This is a genomic window from Mesorhizobium sp. WSM1497 (assembly GCF_001672455.2).
Taxonomy (GTDB): domain Bacteria; phylum Pseudomonadota; class Alphaproteobacteria; order Rhizobiales; family Rhizobiaceae; genus Mesorhizobium; species Mesorhizobium ciceri.
This window is the reverse complement of record NZ_CP021070.1, coordinates 4,453,502-4,472,236: the sequence shown is the minus strand read 5'-3', so window position 1 is coordinate 4,472,236 and position 18,735 is coordinate 4,453,502. Positions and strand designations below refer to the sequence as shown.

Annotated in this window: 13 protein-coding genes; 8 read left to right on the top strand and 5 right to left on the bottom strand. The window is 59.1% G+C overall.

Going from position 1 to position 18,735, the window contains the following annotated elements; genetic code table 11:
• Positions 1-339 precede the first annotated feature (339 nt).
• A complete protein-coding gene (locus tag A9K65_RS21920; RefSeq protein ID WP_064994892.1) occupies positions 340-2,898 on the bottom strand; it encodes a membrane-bound PQQ-dependent dehydrogenase, glucose/quinate/shikimate family in 2,559 nt (852 codons plus the stop codon).
• A 952-nt stretch (positions 2,899-3,850) separates the two neighbouring features.
• Between A9K65_RS21920 and A9K65_RS21915 the strand changes: the two genes are divergently transcribed.
• On the top strand, positions 3,851-5,065 hold the full coding sequence (locus A9K65_RS21915; protein WP_064994893.1) for a M24 family metallopeptidase: 1,215 nt from the start codon (positions 3,851-3,853) through the stop codon (positions 5,063-5,065).
• Positions 5,066-5,966: 901 nt separating this feature from the next.
• On the opposite strand, the gene A9K65_RS21905 is transcribed toward A9K65_RS21915, so the two are convergent.
• Entirely contained in the window at positions 5,967-6,746 is a 780-nt protein-coding gene (locus A9K65_RS21905) for a creatininase (RefSeq protein WP_064994894.1), read from the bottom strand.
• A gap of 100 nt (positions 6,747-6,846) precedes the next feature.
• Here A9K65_RS21905 and A9K65_RS21900 point away from each other — a divergent pair, with 100 nt between their 5' ends.
• The 6 genes from A9K65_RS21900 to A9K65_RS21875 all read left to right on the top strand — a co-directional run bounded on the left by A9K65_RS21900 (position 6,847) and on the right by A9K65_RS21875 (position 12,815).
• Positions 6,847-7,761 (top strand): LysR substrate-binding domain-containing protein, encoded by a 915-nt coding sequence (locus A9K65_RS21900; RefSeq protein WP_064994895.1) that lies wholly within the window; start codon positions 6,847-6,849, stop codon positions 7,759-7,761.
• A gap of 90 nt (positions 7,762-7,851) precedes the next feature.
• Positions 7,852-8,988, top strand: coding sequence for a spermidine/putrescine ABC transporter substrate-binding protein (locus tag A9K65_RS21895; RefSeq protein WP_064994896.1), 1,137 nt, complete (start codon positions 7,852-7,854; stop codon positions 8,986-8,988).
• Between the two features lie 110 nt (positions 8,989-9,098).
• On the top strand, positions 9,099-9,944 hold the full coding sequence (locus tag A9K65_RS21890) for an ABC transporter permease (protein ID WP_064994897.1): 846 nt from the start codon (positions 9,099-9,101) through the stop codon (positions 9,942-9,944).
• Positions 9,941-10,771, top strand: coding sequence for an ABC transporter permease (locus A9K65_RS21885; protein ID WP_084016098.1), 831 nt, complete (start codon positions 9,941-9,943; stop codon positions 10,769-10,771). Before A9K65_RS21890 ends, A9K65_RS21885 begins: the two co-directional genes overlap by 4 nt.
• A 68-nt stretch (positions 10,772-10,839) precedes the next feature.
• Positions 10,840-11,859 (top strand): ABC transporter ATP-binding protein, encoded by a 1,020-nt coding sequence (locus A9K65_RS21880; protein WP_245321874.1) that lies wholly within the window; start codon positions 10,840-10,842, stop codon positions 11,857-11,859.
• An 11-nt stretch (positions 11,860-11,870) separates the two neighbouring features.
• Positions 11,871-12,815 carry a GlxA family transcriptional regulator gene (locus A9K65_RS21875; RefSeq protein ID WP_224674368.1) on the top strand — a complete coding sequence of 315 codons (945 nt, stop codon included), beginning with the start codon at positions 11,871-11,873 and terminating at the stop codon, positions 12,813-12,815.
• 892 nt (positions 12,816-13,707) lie between these two features.
• Here the strand turns inward: A9K65_RS21875 and A9K65_RS21870 are convergent.
• The 3 genes from A9K65_RS21870 to A9K65_RS21860 form a co-directional block, all read right to left on the bottom strand.
• Positions 13,708-14,592, bottom strand: coding sequence for a choline kinase family protein (locus tag A9K65_RS21870; RefSeq protein WP_245321872.1), 885 nt, complete (start codon positions 14,590-14,592; stop codon positions 13,708-13,710).
• 64 nt (positions 14,593-14,656) lie between these two features.
• The gene (locus tag A9K65_RS21865) at positions 14,657-15,733 is read right to left on the bottom strand and encodes a phosphotransferase (RefSeq protein WP_064994901.1); all 1,077 of its coding nucleotides are present in this window, start codon (positions 15,731-15,733) and stop codon (positions 14,657-14,659) included.
• Positions 15,734-15,873: 140 nt separating this feature from the next.
• Positions 15,874-16,638 (bottom strand): DeoR/GlpR family DNA-binding transcription regulator, encoded by a 765-nt coding sequence (locus A9K65_RS21860; RefSeq protein ID WP_064994902.1) that lies wholly within the window; start codon positions 16,636-16,638, stop codon positions 15,874-15,876.
• A 507-nt stretch (positions 16,639-17,145) separates the two neighbouring features.
• Here A9K65_RS21860 and A9K65_RS21855 point away from each other — a divergent pair.
• On the top strand, positions 17,146-18,699 hold the full coding sequence (locus A9K65_RS21855) for an ABC transporter substrate-binding protein (RefSeq protein ID WP_064994903.1): 1,554 nt from the start codon (positions 17,146-17,148) through the stop codon (positions 18,697-18,699).
• The last annotated feature ends 36 nt before the right edge of the window (positions 18,700-18,735 follow it).

Here is an 18,735-nt window from a genome sequence, read left to right as displayed (position 1 = left end):
CGCGAAACCACTCTCGTCCGTCATGTCGCCTCGGCGCTTTCCGATCAACGCGTCATGCACCTCCGTTGCACGACTGCGAACGGGGGAAAGCTCCCTAACCGGCTCATAACATCCCGCTCTCTCGTGCGAGACATCGGATCCTCTCAAAACCTTTGTCCTCACGTGGGCGGTGGCCTGCTTAAACTCAATCTGATACACCGCGCAATCGGATCGAGAGCGTCGATCGGCGATTTGGGCAACCGTGCTGCCGACGAGGTTCGACGCCCACCGTAACTGATATGCATACGGCTCGCCCGATTAGCTCTGAAAACGCACTGTTTAGCCTCATTGAGCCAAGCTCTAGCGAGGCAGCGCGTAGGCGATTACCGAATCTCCTGCTTTGGTGCCAGTAGACCCATGACCTCCGGCTACAACGACAAGATACTGCCGACCGTCAGTAGCCTGGTAGGTGGACGGTGTTGCTTGCCCACCCGCCGGCAGCCGCTGGCGCCAAATCTCGCGTCCTGTGCGAAGATCGTAGCCGCGAACGTAGTTGTCCATCGTCCCGCTCAGGAACGCGACACCGCCCCCGGTGATGATCGGTCCACCAATCCCTGGCACTCCCATCTCGAACGGGAGCGGTATGGGCGACAGGTCCCGGACCGTGCCGTTGACATGGCGGTATACGGTCTTGCCTGTCCGCAGATCCACCCCAGCGACATATCCCCAAGGGGGCTGCTGGCATGGCAGATCCAGAAACGAGTAGAATGGGCCCATCTTGGCCGCGTAGGGGGCGCCAAAATTTTCATTGAACACAGGCGCATTCTTCTTGCTCACCACACGAGCTGTGTTGTCCGGCCTGGGTAGAAGCTGGGACGTGAACGCCAGATAGACCGGCATGGCAAAGGCAATATCTCGTTGCGGATCAACCGCGATCGCGCCCCAATTGAAGACACCGAAATTTCCTGGATATACGATGCTGCCCTGCATGGATGGCGGCGTAAATACCCCATCATACCGCAGCTGACGAAAGCGGATGCGGCAGTAGAGCTGATCTACTATTGTGGCGCCCCACATGTCCGCTCCGGTCAACGGCTTAGGCCGGAATGATACCGCCGAGTGGGGCTGGGTTGGCGAGGTGTGATCTCCGTCGACAGCGCCTTGCGGGGCGGGCTCTTCCTGGACGGGCAGAAGGGGTTTTCCGGTGAGGCGGTTCAGAACAAATATTTCGCCCTGCTTGGTCGGCGCAACCAGAGCCGGGACGTCCTGTCCGCCCACGGTGAGATCGACCAGGCTCGGCTGAGCCGGCACGTCGTAGTCCCAAAGGTCATGATGGACGGTCTGGAAGACCCAGGCCACCTTACCCGTGTCCGCATGCAGCGCCAGGATCGAAGACGAAAACCGCTCGGTTTCGGGTCCGCGCTTGGCGCCAAATTGGTCCGGGGACTCGTTGCCCATCGGAAAATAAATCAGTCCCAGCTTGGGGTCGTAGCTGGCGACACTCCATGAATTCGGAGCATTGTTGGAATAGGTCTGACCATTGGGAATAGGAGCGGTGGCATCTGGATTCTTGCTGTCGAAATTCCAGACAAGCGAGCCTGTATAGGCGTTGAAGGCTCTGATCACTCCAGATGGAGAAGTGGTCGCCACGTTGTCATTGACCGCTCCGGCAACGACGACCAGATCGTGAGTGATGACGGGAGGCGACGTCGAATAGAAAGAACCCGGCGTCACGTTGGGCATGTTGGCCCACAGATTGACGGTCCCGTCAGCGCCGCCAAAGCCCGGACAGATCTTACCGGTCTCGGCGCTGATCGAGATGAGCCTGCCGTCCGATGTGGGCACGAAAAGCCGCTTCATGCATTCGCGGGTGATGCTCACGCTGGCTGGCGGCTGGTCGCGATTGACGACCGGGTTGGGAGCCCCAGGCTGTGCCTGTCCAGTAACCACATTTTGCGGCACCCCGGCGGCCTGCGTTGTGATTTCATCGACGCTCTGCTGGAGATCGGCGCCAGCATGTGCGGGCGCCCCGGCAACCTCCGGCGCGAGTGAAACGTTCGGGGGCAGGTCGGCCGGCGTGACCTCCTCGTACGCGACGCCTCGGCAGGTCATGTGTTGAGTAGTGGCCTGAGGTGGCTCTTTTAGCTTGGGATCAAACCGCCATTTCTCTTTGCCAGTAACTGGGTCGAGCGCTATCACAGTGCTGAAGGGGGTGCAGATGTATACCGTGTCGTTCACCATGAGCGGAGTGACCTCATAGGTCGTTTCCTGCGGGTCATTAGGCCCGCGGATTTGCCCCGTCTTGAATGTCCACGCCACCTGCAGTTTGCCGATGTTTTGGGGCGTGATCTGGGCTAGGGGCGAATAGCGCTGGCCCATGGAGTTACGTCCATAGGCGACCCATTGTCCGGGCGGGGTACCGTCGTCTGAAGACGCCACCGCAGCCATGCGCTCCTGATCGAAAGTCCCCGCCACGTCCTCTGGATCCTGAAACATTGAATAGATGCCTGCAGCAGCCGCCAACACGATCACCGCCGTCAAAGCGGCATTGTTGAAATCGAAACCTGGGCGAGCACGATCGGAACCTGTCGCCACCCGTTCAGAACGGTTGAGCTTGTTTATGATGGCTGGCAGGAGCACCAAAACCCCTATGACCAGCAACAGCCCGCCCCGAGGCGCCAAGGCCCACCAGTTGAAGCCGACTTCCCACAACGCCCAGCAGAGTGTGACCAGTGTCGCCAAGGCGTAGAGCCCCACCCCAGTTGGGTTGTGACGCCCCATCAGAATCCCGGATGCGGTGAGCATCGCACCCAGCACCAAATAGAACCAGCTACCGCCCAAGACCGCCAACCAGAGGCCCCCGACGACGAGGACAGCTCCTACGACAACGATGATTGCTGACAGCATGAGCCGATACATCGCGCACTCTCCTGATCAAGTGTGAGTTTGTCGTTTCCGCATCGAAACGCGACCTGATGAAGGCCCTAGCGACGGTTCGACGAATTCCACGCTAGGGCCGACGATCGAGTGCGTGTGGCGTTTCTCCACCCGAACCTCCAGCCGTGGATCTACCACCCCGGAGGACGACAAATGCTGCGATTCCCGCGACAACGACGACCAGGGTAATTGCTATTCCGCGATTCACGCTTGAACTCCACATGACGTGCCTGCTTAGTGTCATTCGGGCCGATCTCGCCACCGCGCCTATGGCGGTTGCGATACGTTCAGGTCGAGAATGTTATCCGCGCCGACATTGTCGGCGAGGGCCGCTACAAAGTGTTGTCGGATCGCCTATAGGATCGTTAATCGCCATAGCACCACCATGCTGCCGACTGGATCCGGAGACAGCCAAACGCCGCGCCGACTTTTGCGGATTTCTGCTTTGGCGTGATGATGGGCAACAGTCATGTCTTTCTTCCAACTCGTAAAGAACCGTGATGGTCTCCGAACGCCCGAAATCGGCGATCGTTTCGCGCAAAATATCGGAATACGATGTATCTTGATCACCTTCCCGTGAGCAATCTACCGGCTCCGGAACTTCCGCCTCTCAGTTGGGCGACCACTACGTCGGTCCAAGCTCAAATCATTCTGGGCGAGGGGATGCCCCGAGTCTTTTGGAGGAGCGCCAGTGAACGTGGCATGGCTCGCCCGACGACGTAGACGTTCATCATCTCAAAATGAGCTTTCAGGTTTGGTGCGGACTGTAAGGTGTCGGCTCTCGCTCAAGAAATGAGACGTGGAATATGAGGGGATACCTGAGGCGGTTGGTGATCCCATAATTTTTCAAAATGCAGCCATCAGGTGAATAAATTTTCGTGATACGCCCTCTTGATCGTAGCTTCCTGCATCAACCTCGCAGGGAAAAAGCACGATGACTGAAGACATGTTACACGTGACGGCATGGCATAATGGCGAGAAGGAGTATTCTCCGTTCTCTGAAGCTGAAATGAAACGGCGCCAGAACGATATTCGCCTCTGGATGGTCGAGCACAATGTAGATGCGACGCTGTTCACATCATACCATTGCATCAACTATTATTCCGGCTGGCTCTACTGCTACTTCGGCCGCAAATACGGCATGGTAATCGACCACCACAAGGCAACCACGATTTCTGCCGGTATCGACGGCGGCCAACCATACCGCCGCAGCTTTGGGGATAACATCACCTACACCGACTGGCGCCGCGACAATTTCTATCGTGCAGTGCGCCAACTCACTGCGGGCGCCAAGCGCATCGGTATCGAGTTCGACCACGTCAACCTCGACTTCCGCCGTCAAGTTGAGGAGGCACTGCCAGGCGTCGAATTCGTCGATGTTGCTCAGCCGTCGATGTGGATGCGCTCCATCAAGTCGCTGGAAGAGCAAAAGCTGATCCGGGAGGGGGCACGGGTCTGCGACGTCGGCGGTGCTGCCTGCGTGGCTGCCGTGAAGGCCGGCGTGCCTGAGCACGAGGTGGCAATCGCGACAACCAGCGCCATGATCCGTGAGATCGCGAAATCCCATCCTTATGTCGAGTTGATGGACACCTGGACCTGGTTTCAGTCGGGGATCAACACCGACGGCGCCCATAATCCCGTCACCAACCGTCTCGTGCAGTCCGGCGACATCCTTTCGCTCAACACGTTCCCGATGATCTTCGGCTATTACACGGCGCTCGAACGCACGCTGTTTTGCGATCATGTCGACGACGCCAGTCTCGATATCTGGCAGAAGAACGTCGCCGTCCACCGCCGCGGACTCGAACTGATCAAGCCCGGCGCACGCTGCAAGGACATCGCGATCGAGCTCAACGATATGTACCGGGGATGGGATCTGCTGAAGTATCGCTCCTTCGGCTACGGTCATTCCTTCGGTGTGCTCTGCCATTATTATGGCCGCGAAGCCGGAGTCGAATTGCGGGAGGATATAGATACGGTGCTGCAACCCGGCATGGTCGTCTCGATGGAACCGATGGTGATGCTGCCGGAAGGCATGCCAGGTGCCGGCGGCTATCGCGAACACGACATCCTGTTCGTGAAGGAGAGCGGAGCGGAAAACATCACCGGCTTTCCTTTCGGCCCGGAGCACAACATCGTCGGCGGCTGACCAAGTGTTTTATATCCCGCACGAGTGGCATCGTGGGGTGTCGGGCCGGTCAAATCGGCCCGACCCATACTCAGCGTCACCCGTTTACGGTCTCGTCCACGAATCTGCCATCTATCTGATAAGCGTGTTCACGTCAGACACCCTTGTGACGCGCAGTGATTCTGGCTTGAGTGCACCTGAATATATCGGCGAGGAGATATCGCAGGCACCGCCTAATTGGCCATTTCCGTACTGATGGAGCGGGCGGACTGGCTTACCTGGTACCTTCATGGCGCAACTCGTCTGGTGGTGCCTCAGTCTGGAACAGGGATTAAGAAAACTGCGCGAGACGCGAGTGATGTGCAGTCCATGAAGAAGTGTCGCGCGTCCAACCAATAGCATCGATGATCTCTGAGTAATCACCTTGTCGTTCTCAATGATCGGCTCATGTTGGGACAGGCGCTTCTAGCCGCTGTGCCCGACCGGCATGGTGCCTGTCCGCCCATACATCTGTACGCGTTTCGGCAAGATTCAGAGTGATCTCCTGCGTTTGCGATAGGCTGCGCGCTCTCTTCGGCCGCAAAATATGCGCGCACCTTCGCTTTTTGACAGGGACAGAGGCACGGAAATGGAGTCCGTGCCAATCGCCATGTCTGCGACGTATCGGTCGCTTCTACTGACGTCGACACGGACCATCGCCATCCGTGCTTTCACCAAGCGCAGCTGTTTTCGCCTGGCCGGCAAACCTGACAGGCATTTCGTCATATTTCAATTGTAACACCGCGCTGTGGATAGCCGACGATCATCTGCCACAACCATCTGGCAGCCGCTCGCAAACGCATCCGGCCTCCAGCCTCCATGTACAAGTCGGAAGGCAGAAATTCTGTCGGTACATTCCACATAGTGTGCGCACGACGGCGCCTCAGCGCGGAAATTCGACCTCCAGCGCCTTGACGATGCCGCTTACACAAACATCGAGCAGGATGTCGCCCTTCGCCTTCGACGCCTCCTTGGGTGATGACAGTGTGCCGCTCGGCGGTGTCCATTCAGGCTTGGGCGGGTAGACATCATAAGGCGGGAAGCTCGCCGGTTTATGATCAACGGCGCGCTCAAGATGAACGAAGTTCGGGTAGAGCGCCAGCATCAGCGATGTTTCAAGCACGCCGCCATGCTCGAGGTCCCAGCCGGCGAACCCGTCTGGATAAAGGCGTGCGATGGTCGCCTTATCGACGAAATCCCAATAGGACAGCACGACGATCTTCATATCGCCAATGCCCCCCCAGCCGAGTTCGCGCAGGGCCAGATCGATGCCCTCGACGATGAACCACGAGTTCTCGAAATGACCGTTCATCAAACAGATTTTGCGTACGCCGTGGCGGGCGAACTCCTTGATGACGTCGCGGAGTGCTGCGACCAGCGTCGCTCCATCCAGGCTGGTCGTGCCCGGCAGGTGATTGCCGCCGCCAGACTTCTGATGCGACTTGTAGCCATAAGTGAAGGGCGGCGCGACCAGTGCGCCGATTTTCCCGGCGACGCGTCGGGAGAATTCGACGGGCAACAGCACGTCGACATGCATGGGCATGTGATGGCCATGCTGCTCCATCGAGCCGACCGGCAGGAGGATGGGCACCGAGCCGCCGCGAACCGTTTTGTCATAATCGGGCCAAGGCAGTTCGGCCGCAAAAACAGTGGCATCCGACATACAATCCTCCCAATTTCGGCCATCCAGACTGATGATTAGTGGGGACAAGCGTGATATGGAAAATTTATATTCGTGATCCACGTATGAGAAATATAAATCCATGCGCAACATAATCAACTTCCAGACCGACCTCCTGCGGACCTTCGTGTCGGTAATCGATCTTGGCGCCTATACCAAGGCGGGTGACGCGCTTGGACGTACCCAGCCGGCCATCTCTCTGCAGATCCGCCGGCTTGAGGAACTGGTCGGCGCCCCCCTAATCAAACAGGTGGGACGCACACTGCTCCTGACCAGTGAGGGGGAGATGCTGCTGAGCTATGCTCGCGAGATGCTGCGGCTCAACGATCAAGCCGCTTCCTATTTCAACCGGTCGAAGATAGCAGGCGTGTTGCGCATCGGCCTGCCGAATGACTATGCGGTGGCCTTCCTGCAGGGCGTCATCACCGAATACACCAGCCAGCATCCGGGGATTTCACTTGAAATCCATTGCGGCTGGAGCGCCGACATTCTCGATCGGTTGCGCGCCGACGAACTCGATCTGGCTGTCGCGATGGTCAACAACGAGCGTTCGCAGTACCTGTCACGTTCGTGGATCGAGCGGCCGATCTGGGCTGCTGCTGAAGGGGCGCGCTTCGATTTGGGAACTGGGGTGCATTTGGCGGCGCACCCGGAAGGTTGTGCCTATCGCGCCCGCATGATCCAGTCTCTCGATGCTGCAGAAATCCGGTGGCGGGTGGCCTACACGGGCTCCGGCATCGCGGGGTTGCAGAACGCCGTGGTGAATGGGCTTGGCGTCAGCGCGCTCACTCGCTACACGATGCTGCCTGGCATGCGCGTTCTTGACGAAACGGACGGGTTTCCAGCGCTCGCTGAAATCCGTGTCGGACTGTTCTATAAGCACCCGCGCTTGTCCGATGCCGGTATCAGGCTAGTCAATCATATCGTCGCGCGTCTAGATGAAGCCGGCGTCTCCGGCGACCCGGTCCGGCGGCCGATCGAGTTGGACCGTCAATAAGTGATGCAAATGCATTTATTATAAGAATTAATTTTCCAAATAGCTGAACCCTTTCTACCCTTGCTGGACAACAAGCCAAGGGGAACAACCATGACAATCAAAAAAAGCTTGTCCGGCGTGCGCACGCGCCGCGATCTTCTAAAAGGAGCCAGCATCCTGGGTGGTGGCGCTTTGGCAATGCCGTTCCTCAGCCGGTTGGCGTTTGCCGAACCGGTCGAACTCAATATGCTCGCTTGGTATGGCCACGCCGAGCCAGACGTCGTCGCCGAGTTCGAGGCCGCCAACAACGTCAAGTTCAAGCCCAAATACTACACCGGCGGCGACAACATGCTCGGGCTGATCGCCCAATCGCCTCCCGGAACATTCGATGTCATCCTGTCGGATGCCGAGTACGTGCAGCAGCTCAACGCGGCCGGCTATATCGAGAAACTCGATCCCGCCGACTACCCGTTCGACGAATTCTTCCCCGAATTCCAGCATTTTCCAGGGCACTGGCAGGGCGACGACCTCTATTCCGTCATCACCCGTTTCGGCTTCCTTGGCGTGGCCTACAACACCGAAGCGATCACCGAGAAGGAGGCCTCCACCTACAATGTCTTTTGGACCGAGAAGCTGAAGGGCAAGGTCGGGCATTTCGATTGGCACCTGCCCAATCTCGGTCAGATCAGCCTGCTCACGGGCAACGCCTCGCCGTACGATATTGACGCCGCGGCGTGGAGCGCGGTTCAGGATAAAACGAAATCGCTGCGCCCCCAGATCGGCGGCTTCTTCGACTACGGCGGCACCTTCTCGTCGCTTCAGAACGGACAGATGCTGGCCATGGCGGGCATCGGCGACTGGATCACCGGGGCGCTGGAAAAGGGCGGGGCGAAGGTGCGGACCGTCATTCCGGAAGAGGGCGGCCTGCAGTTCACCGAATCCTTCTCGATCGGCAAAGGCTCGCAGAAGGCCGATCTGGCGAAGAAATGGATCCAGTACATCACCTCGGCCAAGGGCCAGGTGAAGTCTGCCAACATGGTAGCCTATCCGTGCCTCATTCCGAACAAGAAGGGCTGGGAGCTTTTGGCCACCGAAACGCCGGCGGAGGCCAAGCGCCAGGGCATGGTGCTCAACCAGAGTAATGTCATGGACATGATCCGCGATGGGCGTATCACATACCGCCAGTTGCCAGTTCAGCAGAGCCTAGAAGACTGGAACGACTTCTGGTCCGAATACAAGGGATCGTAACGATCAGAAACTGCCGGGCGAGGCTCGAAGGCTCGCCCGGCACCCTTTGAGGCCTCGCCGTGCACCGTGCGGACGGAGGAGCCGTGTTCAATCGGGCGGGGCCTGTGCCAATGCGAAAGTCGATTACACTTTACGGCCTGACATTTTCGCTGCCGATGCTGGTCTGGCAGGTGCTGTTCTTCCTGGCGCCGCTTGTCTTTCTGATCGCTCTCAGCTTCTGGACGGTTAAAAACTTCCGTATGGAACCGGATTTCAATCCGGACAACTGGGTAGGGATGCTTGGCCGTGGCGTCTTCTGGAACGCGTATTTCCGCACGCTATGGCTATCCGCCACCGCCGCGGTTATCACCAGCGCACTGGCATTCCCTTGCGCCTACGGCATCGCCTTCAAGCTGTCCGAAACGGCTCGGCGCTGGGCCGTGTTCTTGATGGTCATACCATTCTTCACCTCTTATCTGGTGCGCGTCTATTCCTGGCAGATATTCCTGTCCGACAATGGCATCATCAACGCTCTGCTCACCCATGTCGGCGTCGGCCCATTCGGGATGCTGAATACGACGTTCGGCACCATGATCGGTTACCTGACCTTGAGCTTCCCGTTGGTTGTGCTTCTGCAATTGTTCAGCCTCGTCTTTGTCGACAGAACGCTGATCGAGGCCGCCCACAATCTGCGCTGCGGGCGGCTGCGCACCGTGTTCGAGATCGTCGTGCCGGCGGCAAGGGTCGGGCTGGTGATCGCGGCGCTGTTCTGCTTCATTCTCACCTTCGGTGATTTCGTCAGCCCGCTTTATCTTGGCGGCGGCGATCCCCCAACGCTCTCGATCCTGATCACCGATACGACCAAGTCTGGCCAGCAATGGCCGCGCGCTGCCGTCATCGCCCTGACCATGATTGCGACGCTGCTTGCGGTGGCGTTCGCGGCCGTGAGCTTCGCCTACCGGGAGCGCGGACGATGAATGACTTGAACCGCAGCCGGCTGGTCGACTGGGCGCTGAAACTCTACATCGTCATGTCATTCGCCTTCATCTTCGCGCCAATCGCGGCAAGCTTCGTCTTTTCGCTCAATGTCGACCGCTTCCCGTCGCTGCCGCTTGGTGGCTTCTCAACCATTTGGTACGAGGCTGTCTACGCCGACCCGCTGGTCTGGGAGGGCCTGCGCAACACCTTGATCGTCGGCGCCACCGTCTCGGTCTTGGCAACTGCGATCGGGTTTGGCGCCGCCTATACCGATTTCCGCTACAAATTCTTGGGCAAGCCGCTTTATGTGGCGCTGGCGCTTCTGCCGCCAACCATACCTGTGGTCATCCTTGGCCTCGCCATGCTGGCGTTCCTGTCGAACGTCAGTCTGTCGGGTGAAATCCACTCCGTCATCATTGCCCATGTCGTGATGTGCGCTCCCTTCGCCATGGCAATATGCCGCCTGCGCCTGTCGCAGATGGATCCCTCGCTGGAAGCGGCGGCGTGGAACCTCGGCGCCTCCGAATGGATGGCCATGCGGCATGTGATCGTCCCTTTCTGCCGGCCAGCGATCTTCGCCGCACTCTTCATTACCATGGCAGTGTCATTCGACGAATTTGCCGTCGCCTGGTTTGTATCCGGGCTGCACGAAACCCTGCCGGTCAAGGTTCTCGGCTTCCTGCAGGGCCAGGTCAGCCCGCGCATCAACGTCATCGGCACCTTCGTCTTCCTGGCTTCGATGACCCTGGTGGTCCTCGCTCAACTCCTCCTCATGAAACGCAACGTCGCCCAGATCGGTGGCGGCAAAGCGGAGACCCAGACATGACCGAAGAAGCTCTCGTCGTCTTTGACGGCGTGGTCAAAAGGTTCGGCGCCTTCGTCGCCGTCGAACGCATGGATCTCGATATCCGCAAGGGCGAGTTCTTGGCCATCATGGGGTCGAGTGGCTGCGGCAAGACGACGACGCTCAGGATGTTGGCCGGACTCGAGGCGCCGACCGAGGGCGAAATCCGCTTGGCTGGCAAACGCATCAACGATTTGCCGACCTGGCGTCGCGACACGCCAATGGTGTGGCAGAGTCTGGCGCTGTTCCCCTTCCTGACCGTGCGCGAGAACGTCGAGTTCAGTCTGCGAATGCGCGGCGTCGGCAAGGCGGAGCGGACCCGGCGCGTCGACAAATGGCTGGAGCGAATGCAAATCACAGAATTCGCCCAACGCAACGTTGCGCACCTTTCCGGGGGGCAGCGCCAGCGCGTGGCGCTAGCCCGTTCGCTGGTGACGGAACCGGGGATCCTGCTGCTCGACGAGCCGCTATCGGCGCTCGACGCCCATCTCAAGGTTCGCATGCAGACCGTGCTGTCGAACCTGCAGAAGGAACTAGGCATTACCTTTGTGTATGTGACACACAGCCAGTCCGAGGCTTTTTCGATGGCCGACCGGGTCGTCATCATGAGCCGTGGTCGTATCGAACAGATCGGCAATCCGCAGGAAATCTACCGGGCTCCGCGCACACGGTTCGTCGCGGAATTCCTGGGCTCATCGAACGTCTTTGCCGGCAAGGTCTCCGGGGTCACCAGCGATGCCGTCAGGATCGCCACGCCATCTGGCGAGTTTGACGTCGCGCCGAACCCGGCAAAGGCATTGGCTAAGGGTGACAAGGCGACGTTCGTCGTGTCGGGTGACCGCGTGCAGTTGAACAACCGCCAGCCGGCTACCAGCAACGCGATGCGCGCCTCAGTGGTTGGCGAGGAGTTTGTCGGTGCCACCGCCGTCATCCATCTCGAAGGGGTCGATGGCATCGAACTCAAGGCACAAAAGAGCCATGACGAGTTGGAGCAACTGAATTTAATGCCCGGCGCTACGATCTGGGTGTCGTGGCGCGCCGACGCCGGCCACATCCTTCCTGGGGAATAGGAGGATTGGTATTGCGTTTTGGCTTCCTGCTCGCCCGAAACTTTACGCTTTCCCCACTGTCGCTGTTCCTCGACACACTGCGCCTCGCCGGCGATGATGACGACCGCAGCCGGCGTGGGAAGTTCGACTGGCAGATTATTGGAGAGAAGGGTCTTCCAATCCGCTCGAGTTGCGGCGTTGAGTTACTGCCCACTAGGCAAATCACCGATCCGCAGGAATACGACAATATCGTCGTTGTGGGGGGATTGCTTAGCGGCACGCAGTACCTCAGCGGCGAAAAGGAGGCCTTTCTCCGACGGGCCGCACAGCGTGATATGCCTCTGACGGCTTTATGCACCGGGAGCTTCGTACTGGCGCACTATGGTCTGCTCGACAACTATCGAGCCTGCGTGAGCTGGTTTCACATCAAAGATTTTCGGAACACTTTCCCGCATGTTCGGGCGCACGCGGACACCTTGTTCTCGATCGACGGAAACCGCGCCACCTGCGCTGGGGGCGCCGGAGCAGCCGATCTTGCAAGCCACTTTGTGTCGAAGCACGTGGACAATAGAGCTGCTGAGAAGGCTGCAAAAATACTGATTCTCGACAGAATCAGAACAGGCCGGGACGTTCAGCCAAACGGCGAGCTTTTCTCCAAGGCCAGGAGTCGCCATTTAAGGCGAGCCTTACTTCTGATGGAGAGCAACCTGCAGGAGAAAATTACTGTAGAAAGCTTGGCAGCTAAGCTTGGGATTTCGCGTCGCCAGCTTGAGCGTTTATTTGCCACGGAAGTGCAAACCAGCCCGATGGTGGCATATCTCGCGATACGTCTGCACTATGCAGGAACGCTTTTGGAAACGAGCGATCTCCAAATTGGAGATATCGCCTATAGGTGCGGGTTTCCAAATGCCGGCCATTTCAGCCGTGTATATCGTCAGTACAAAGGCATTACGCCGTCAGAGCTTCGACGAGCCTAGGGGAAGGCATCCTATCGAGGACCTTCGGCCCAAGCAGGGCGTCCAACTCAATGGGCAATCGGTACCTGTTAGAAATCAAATCTTCAGGATAGCTCCGGTATCCATGCCTTACCCGACGATCGGATGATCGGACGGAACCGTTAGGAGAAGCGGTTCTAGAGGCCGATATTTTTGTCGCACCGAGTGCACCTCGACGAGCAGGATGACCCTGCTGTAACTGCTGAAGTTGACCGACTTCTGGCGCGTCGCACGCGCGACATCCGCCTCAAAGAAATCTACAACAGTTCCAAACGCCTATTGATCGCAAACGGAGAAGATCATCGGTGCCTGGATGATCCGGGGCACGTTGTTGGACGTGTCGACGCTGGCGTTCAACATGTTGCTGTTTCCAAGGTCGATCGCGCTTCCATGCTCGTGCCCGGCGCGATCATTTCACCCGTCTTAGCCGCGCGGACCTACGCTGCTTTGCTTCGATCCATACGATCAGCGATCAGCGAGCCCGCTATGGTCGTCCTGCTTGTCTGGCGAAAACCGCGAGCGCGCTGGTTTAGGGGGGTCGGAGCTGTGAATATTGGCATGCCGGCGCTCCCGTCAGTTGGGTGGGCGTCCAAGTCCAGCTTTGGAAGGAAAGGAAAGCCTGGTCGTGACCGATACCAAGCGTCGGCCGGACCATACTCGTCGCTCCAATGGATGGGAAGCGCAGGCGCCGACCACGGCCACGGGCGGTGTGCCGACCGTCTTCTGGCAGTCCGACGGCACAGCCTACGCATTGATGGTCTCAGTAGCCGGACCGGATCGAGAGACAGGCGAAACGGTGCAAGTAGCTGCGCGGGGCTCCGAAATTAGGGCTCATCGCGAGACGCCCGAGCCTCGAGTCAGGAGGTGGCAGCCCTTACAGAGACATGAGGGCGCGGTCCCAATACGGGTTCCGAAGGGTCGAGCGCAGGCGCATCTGCTTCCAGGCGCCATATTTGTAGAAGTCGAAGTCGATGCTCGAGGTTATGTTCTGGATCATGCACCACAGCGACCATTTCAGGTCGCCCAGCATCTGGTAGACAAGCATGCGCGCCCTGATGCTGGCCTCGACACGACCGAAATAACATTCGATCGCCTCATCTTGCATTGCATCGCTCAGGACCATTTCCCCGCACCAGGTGGCGAGATCGCAGCATCGGTCGTTGTTCGACGCGTATTCGAGGTCAACGATGACGATTCTGCCGTCCTCCGTCAGCAGGAAGTTGGCAGGCGCCGGGTCGTTGTAGCAGGGGACGATATCCAAGCCCGACGCTTCCAGCGCGGCCCGCGCCGATAGGTACTGCGCATGGATGGCAGGAAAATCGTGCGAGAACACGCCGCCAAGCTCACGCAACTGGATGATATGCTCTTCGATCATGTCGAAAAGGGTCTTGGTCAAGCCGAGCGGGGCGGAATCGTTGAAGGTGCGGAACAGCTTGATGGTGCGCGTCCTGATCTCCGCGGAGTGGAAGTCGCGCGTCGTGCAGGGGCGCGACCGCTCGACGAAGTCGCAGATTTCGACGCCGCGGTCACTGAGATCATCGTAGGTGCGGGGCCCGATGCCAAGCAGGTGCGCGCGCCTGCCTGCCTCGAGCGAAGCGCTGCGATCGATGAACTTCTCGGTTCCGGGGCCGGGCATCTTCAGGAAGAAGGTCTGCCGTTCACCTCCGATCCTGATGTGCCAATTGGAATTGCTGAAGCCGCCGAAGATCGGCCGGTAATAGATATCCTTGCCCTGCCATGCCGGGACCATGGAGAGCATTGTCTCCAATTGTCGCTCGGAGGATGAATGGCCTTCCCCGCACTTCCGTTCCATGACAGGGTTCTCAGACCATTCTCGCATACGAGCCGAAATCGACGCTTCCGAGCGCGGCGCGGCAGCGGATGAAGCGCCAGAACCCGTATCGGTAGAACTCGACATCTTTGCGTTGCGAGGTGGCGTCCATTACGAGACCCCAGAGACCCCATGCGAGATCGTCGGCGATCGCGTAGAGACGCGCGCGACGGAGACTTCCCGGCCTGGGCGTGCCTTCGAACATTTCGAGGGCCGGGAGGAAATCCTTCTCGTCTTCGAAAACTTCGTTGATCAGGATCCCGATCTCAAAATAAGGGTCGACGTTGCCGGCGCCGTCAAAATCCACGAGTTCGATCCGACCATCCGGCGCGATGAGGATGTTCGAGGCCATGCCGTCGGCATGGGAGGGCACACTGTCGACCCCCGACGCGGCGATCATGCGCTCAAAGCGCAAAACTTGCTCGAACAGGACCGGAAGGTCGGCCGGAGCCTGAGCCACGGCCCGGTCGCATTCCTGCTTCAGCGCGCGGATCCGGTCGAACGGCGACACCGGGATCGTGAAGCGCGGTCCACCGTGGATCTTGCGTTTGACGCCGATCACGTCATTGAGGACGTCCAAATTTTTCAGGTCGCTGACACGGGCGGTCGCCCAGCCGTTGCGATATTCCATAATGCAGGTCGCGCGCCGCGCATCGATGGCAAGGACTTCGGGCGCGCAGTTGAGGCAGGCCGCCTTGCGTTGCGCATCGAAGGATGCGGCCGCATCGATGAAGCGGCGCTGGTCGGGCTGGATGGTTTTGAGCAGGAGCGACGGATGTTGGCCATCGACCGAGAGAAGCAGGCGGGTGCTGTCCACGCCGCGATGCGACGGGACGAGGATGCCAGGCTCCATCTCCTGTGCCGATCCGCACAGCTGCGGTCCGGCACCAGAGGAGGCGGGTTGGTCGGGCATTGCCAGACAGAAGTCGTCGGGCACCGTGAGGTCATCCGCTACATGGGAGCGGAGTTCTTGCGTTGCCGCCCGGAGGCGATGAACGTCCATCGGGCCGATGCGGCGAGCCAAACCCTTTCGCGACAGAGCAATTTCCATGAAGGCAGCGGAACCCATGTAATCCAAGTAAGCACAACCCGCCGGCGACGGCCGGTCCACGAAAGGGAGCGGGGGAGGCGCGCTAGCAGGAAACGCAATGCTATATCTATGCGGGCCTGAGTAAAGTGCCGACTTGTCCTATCGGCGCCGAGGCGCTCTCAAACGCGGATGAGGTCGACGCCCAGTTCGGCGAAGCGCTGGACGAATTCTTCGCCGACGCCTTTAGTTGTGATGACATGGTGGGCGTCGCCGAGCCCGAAGGCGCGAACCGAGCCGAAGCGCCCGAACTTCGATGGGTCGGCCACCATGACGGTGGTGCCGGCCTGACGCCTTGCCTCGTCGTGAAGGGCGACCTCGTCCTCGCCGAAGCCCATGAAGCCGTGGTCGACGTGGACGGCGCTAGCGCCCATCAAAGCGAGATCGAACCGGTGTCCGTTCAGCGCCATGATGGTGGAATGCCCGAACGTTGCCTGATATTCCGGCACCATTGGACCACCCAGCACGCGCACGCTGGTGCCCCAGCCGTGGGAGAAGAAATGCGCCGCGATCGCGATGGAGTTCGTGAAAATCGTCAGGTCCTGATGCTTGTGAAGGTGCTTCACGCAGGCCAGGGTAGTGGTGCCCGAACTGACGAAGATCTTCATGCCGTTCTGGACCAGGCTGGCGGCCTTTTCGGCAATCAGGTTCTTTTCCGGCGCATTGACCCGGTTGCGCTCGCCGAACGGCTTGTCGCCATCGGCCGGCGTGAGTACCGCGCCCCCATAGACGCGCCGGGCAAAGCCATTCATTTCGAGTAATCGCAGATCGCGTCGGATGGATTCCGGACTGACTTCGAGGCGATCGGCGAGCAGATTGACGCTCGCGCGCTCATTCGTGCGCAGTATTTCGAGAATCTTTTCCTGCCGAAACCCCGAAAATCTCATGGACCGAATCTGCCTGTAACCATTTGAGTCATTGCCGACCTTAGTTAATTCCGGCCGCGCCGGACAACTACGACAAAGCCGTTTGCGTCCAGGGACGCAAAAATTCTCGCGTCAAGCTAGGCCACATCGGCAAACCAGTCAAATCCCACTTAAATCCGTCAAATCAGCAGATGCGTCAGCAACCTTTCCGTTTCAGGCGTTTGCAAAGAAATCTGATTTTTCACAGCAGAGCCGATCGGGGCCTTGACCCAAGTCTGATGTGCCGATATTGGTCGTTTTGACCGATTTGTGTAATTTGAGAGACTGGCAAAATCGGTCAGACGCGGATCTCGCGTCCTCAGCCGTTCAGGGTTCTGGGCGGTCAAGGGTTCGTCCAGCATTGGGGCGACGCGCGCCATACCGCGCGGCAAACCATTGAGTACGTCTGATTGGGGCGGCATCGACCGGCCATCGAAACAAACCGTCCGTTTGCAGCACAACTGAAGGTCAAAAAGGGGAACAGGATCAATGATTACGCGTAGAGACATTATGGTTGGCGCGGGAGCGCTTGGCGTGGCCGGCGTGCTCGGCAAGGTCGCCGTGCCGGCCAATGCGCAGGGCAAGAAGTCACTCGTGCTCGCGTCCATGGGACCCGTCACAGGTAATTGGGATCCGACCTCCCACACGACCCTCGGTCAGGGCAATTTCGAAAAGTTTGTCTTCAATGCGTTGACGCGTGCCCCGATGCGGGACGGCGAGGCGGACCTGCTCGAACCCGCGCTGGCGGAAAGCTGGAAGCTGATCGACACCAACACGTTCGAATTCAAGCTGCGCGACGGCGTGAAATTTCACGACGGAAAGGAATTCAGCGCCGAGGACGTCAAGGCGACGCTCGAATACTCCTGCGACCCGGCCCGCCCGGCCGCTTCCTTTTGCCCCGGAAAGGTCGATGTAGAAATCGTCGATCGCCTTACGGTGCGACTGCACACCGAGAAGCACGGCTATCCGGCATCGGCTTGGTGGTTCATTTCAAGCGTCATCCCGATCCTCTCTGCGAAGGATGTTGCTGATCCGAAGATTCTGCAAAAGCGTCCGAACGGCACGAACGCCTTCAAGTATGTCGAGACCAACGGCGACAAAAATATTCTTCACGCATATGACGACTTCTTCGGCGGGCGTCCGAAGATCGATGAGGTCGTCTATGCCTATGTTCCGGATGCCAACACGCGGGTTCTCGGCCTCCTGAACGGCCAGTACCACATCGCCGAACGTCTCGAGCCGGAACAGTACGCATCTCTCGCAGGAAATCCGAAGGTCACCACTCGCAAGGGTCTCACGACCGAGAACAAATATCTGCATTTTCGCTGCAACAAGGCGCCCTTCGACGATCCGCGCATCCGCCTGGCGGCATGCCACTCGATTGACCGCAAGCAGATTCTCGAACTGATGGGTGAAGCGGCGCTCGAGTCAAGCTGTTACGTCTCCCCGATGAAGTTCGGCTTTACCGACATCAAGGGATATCCAGACTACAATCCCGAGGAAGCGCAGCGTCTGCTTGCCGAAGCTGGCTTCCCGAACGGGGCGGGGCTGCCGCAGCTCGAATATATCACATCGATCGGCTTCTATCCCAAGACCAAGGAGTATGGCGAATTGATCGCCGCGATGCTCCAGGAGCAGGGCTTCAATGTCCAGTTGACGGTCCTCGAGCCGGCGGCCTGGGAAGTGGCGATCTATCGCCGCGCCGACGGCCAAGGCCAGGGCCATATGTGCGACGTCGGCTGGATGACGCCATCGCCTGAGCCGGACCTCGTCCTGCGGCCCAACTGGCATTCCAGCGCGGCGCTGATTTCAGGCATCAACGATCCCGAGATCGACGCGGTCCTGGACAAGGAGCGCAACGCGCCCAATCCGGAACAGCGGCTGAAGATCCTCACCGAGGAGACCTTCCCGACGATGGCCAAAAAAGTCCCGAGCTTCTCCCTGTTTTCTGCGCTCACCTTCCACGGCGCCGCCAAGAACCTCGAAGGCGCGGTCTATCTGCCCTACGGGCCGATCGACCTATCGAAGGCGGATCTCGTCTAACCCTTGGCCAGCAGCGTCGCCATGCGGCGGCGCTGC

What these genes read in the sequence shown, in the direction of transcription:
- A9K65_RS21905 (WP_064994894.1), bottom strand. Translation starts at nt 6,746, where the DNA reads ATGTCGGATGCCACTGTTTTTGCGGCCGAACTGCCTTGGCCCGATTAT.
- A9K65_RS21915 (WP_064994893.1), top strand. Translation starts at nt 3,851, where the DNA reads ATGACTGAAGACATGTTACACGTGACGGCATGGCATAATGGCGAGAAG.
- A9K65_RS21880 (WP_245321874.1), top strand. Translation starts at nt 10,840, where the DNA reads ATGGATCTCGATATCCGCAAGGGCGAGTTCTTGGCCATCATGGGGTCG.
- A9K65_RS21895 (WP_064994896.1), top strand. Translation starts at nt 7,852, where the DNA reads ATGACAATCAAAAAAAGCTTGTCCGGCGTGCGCACGCGCCGCGATCTT.
- A9K65_RS21870 (WP_245321872.1), bottom strand. Translation starts at nt 14,592, where the DNA reads ATGCTCTCCATGGTCCCGGCATGGCAGGGCAAGGATATCTATTACCGG.
- A9K65_RS21855 (WP_064994903.1), top strand. Translation starts at nt 17,146, where the DNA reads ATGATTACGCGTAGAGACATTATGGTTGGCGCGGGAGCGCTTGGCGTG.
- A9K65_RS21890 (WP_064994897.1), top strand. Translation starts at nt 9,099, where the DNA reads ATGCGAAAGTCGATTACACTTTACGGCCTGACATTTTCGCTGCCGATG.
- A9K65_RS21885 (WP_084016098.1), top strand. Translation starts at nt 9,941, where the DNA reads ATGAATGACTTGAACCGCAGCCGGCTGGTCGACTGGGCGCTGAAACTC.
- A9K65_RS21900 (WP_064994895.1), top strand. Translation starts at nt 6,847, where the DNA reads ATGCGCAACATAATCAACTTCCAGACCGACCTCCTGCGGACCTTCGTG.
- A9K65_RS21860 (WP_064994902.1), bottom strand. Translation starts at nt 16,638, where the DNA reads ATGAGATTTTCGGGGTTTCGGCAGGAAAAGATTCTCGAAATACTGCGC.
- A9K65_RS21865 (WP_064994901.1), bottom strand. Translation starts at nt 15,733, where the DNA reads ATGGGTTCCGCTGCCTTCATGGAAATTGCTCTGTCGCGAAAGGGTTTG.
- A9K65_RS21920 (WP_064994892.1), bottom strand. Translation starts at nt 2,898, where the DNA reads ATGTATCGGCTCATGCTGTCAGCAATCATCGTTGTCGTAGGAGCTGTC.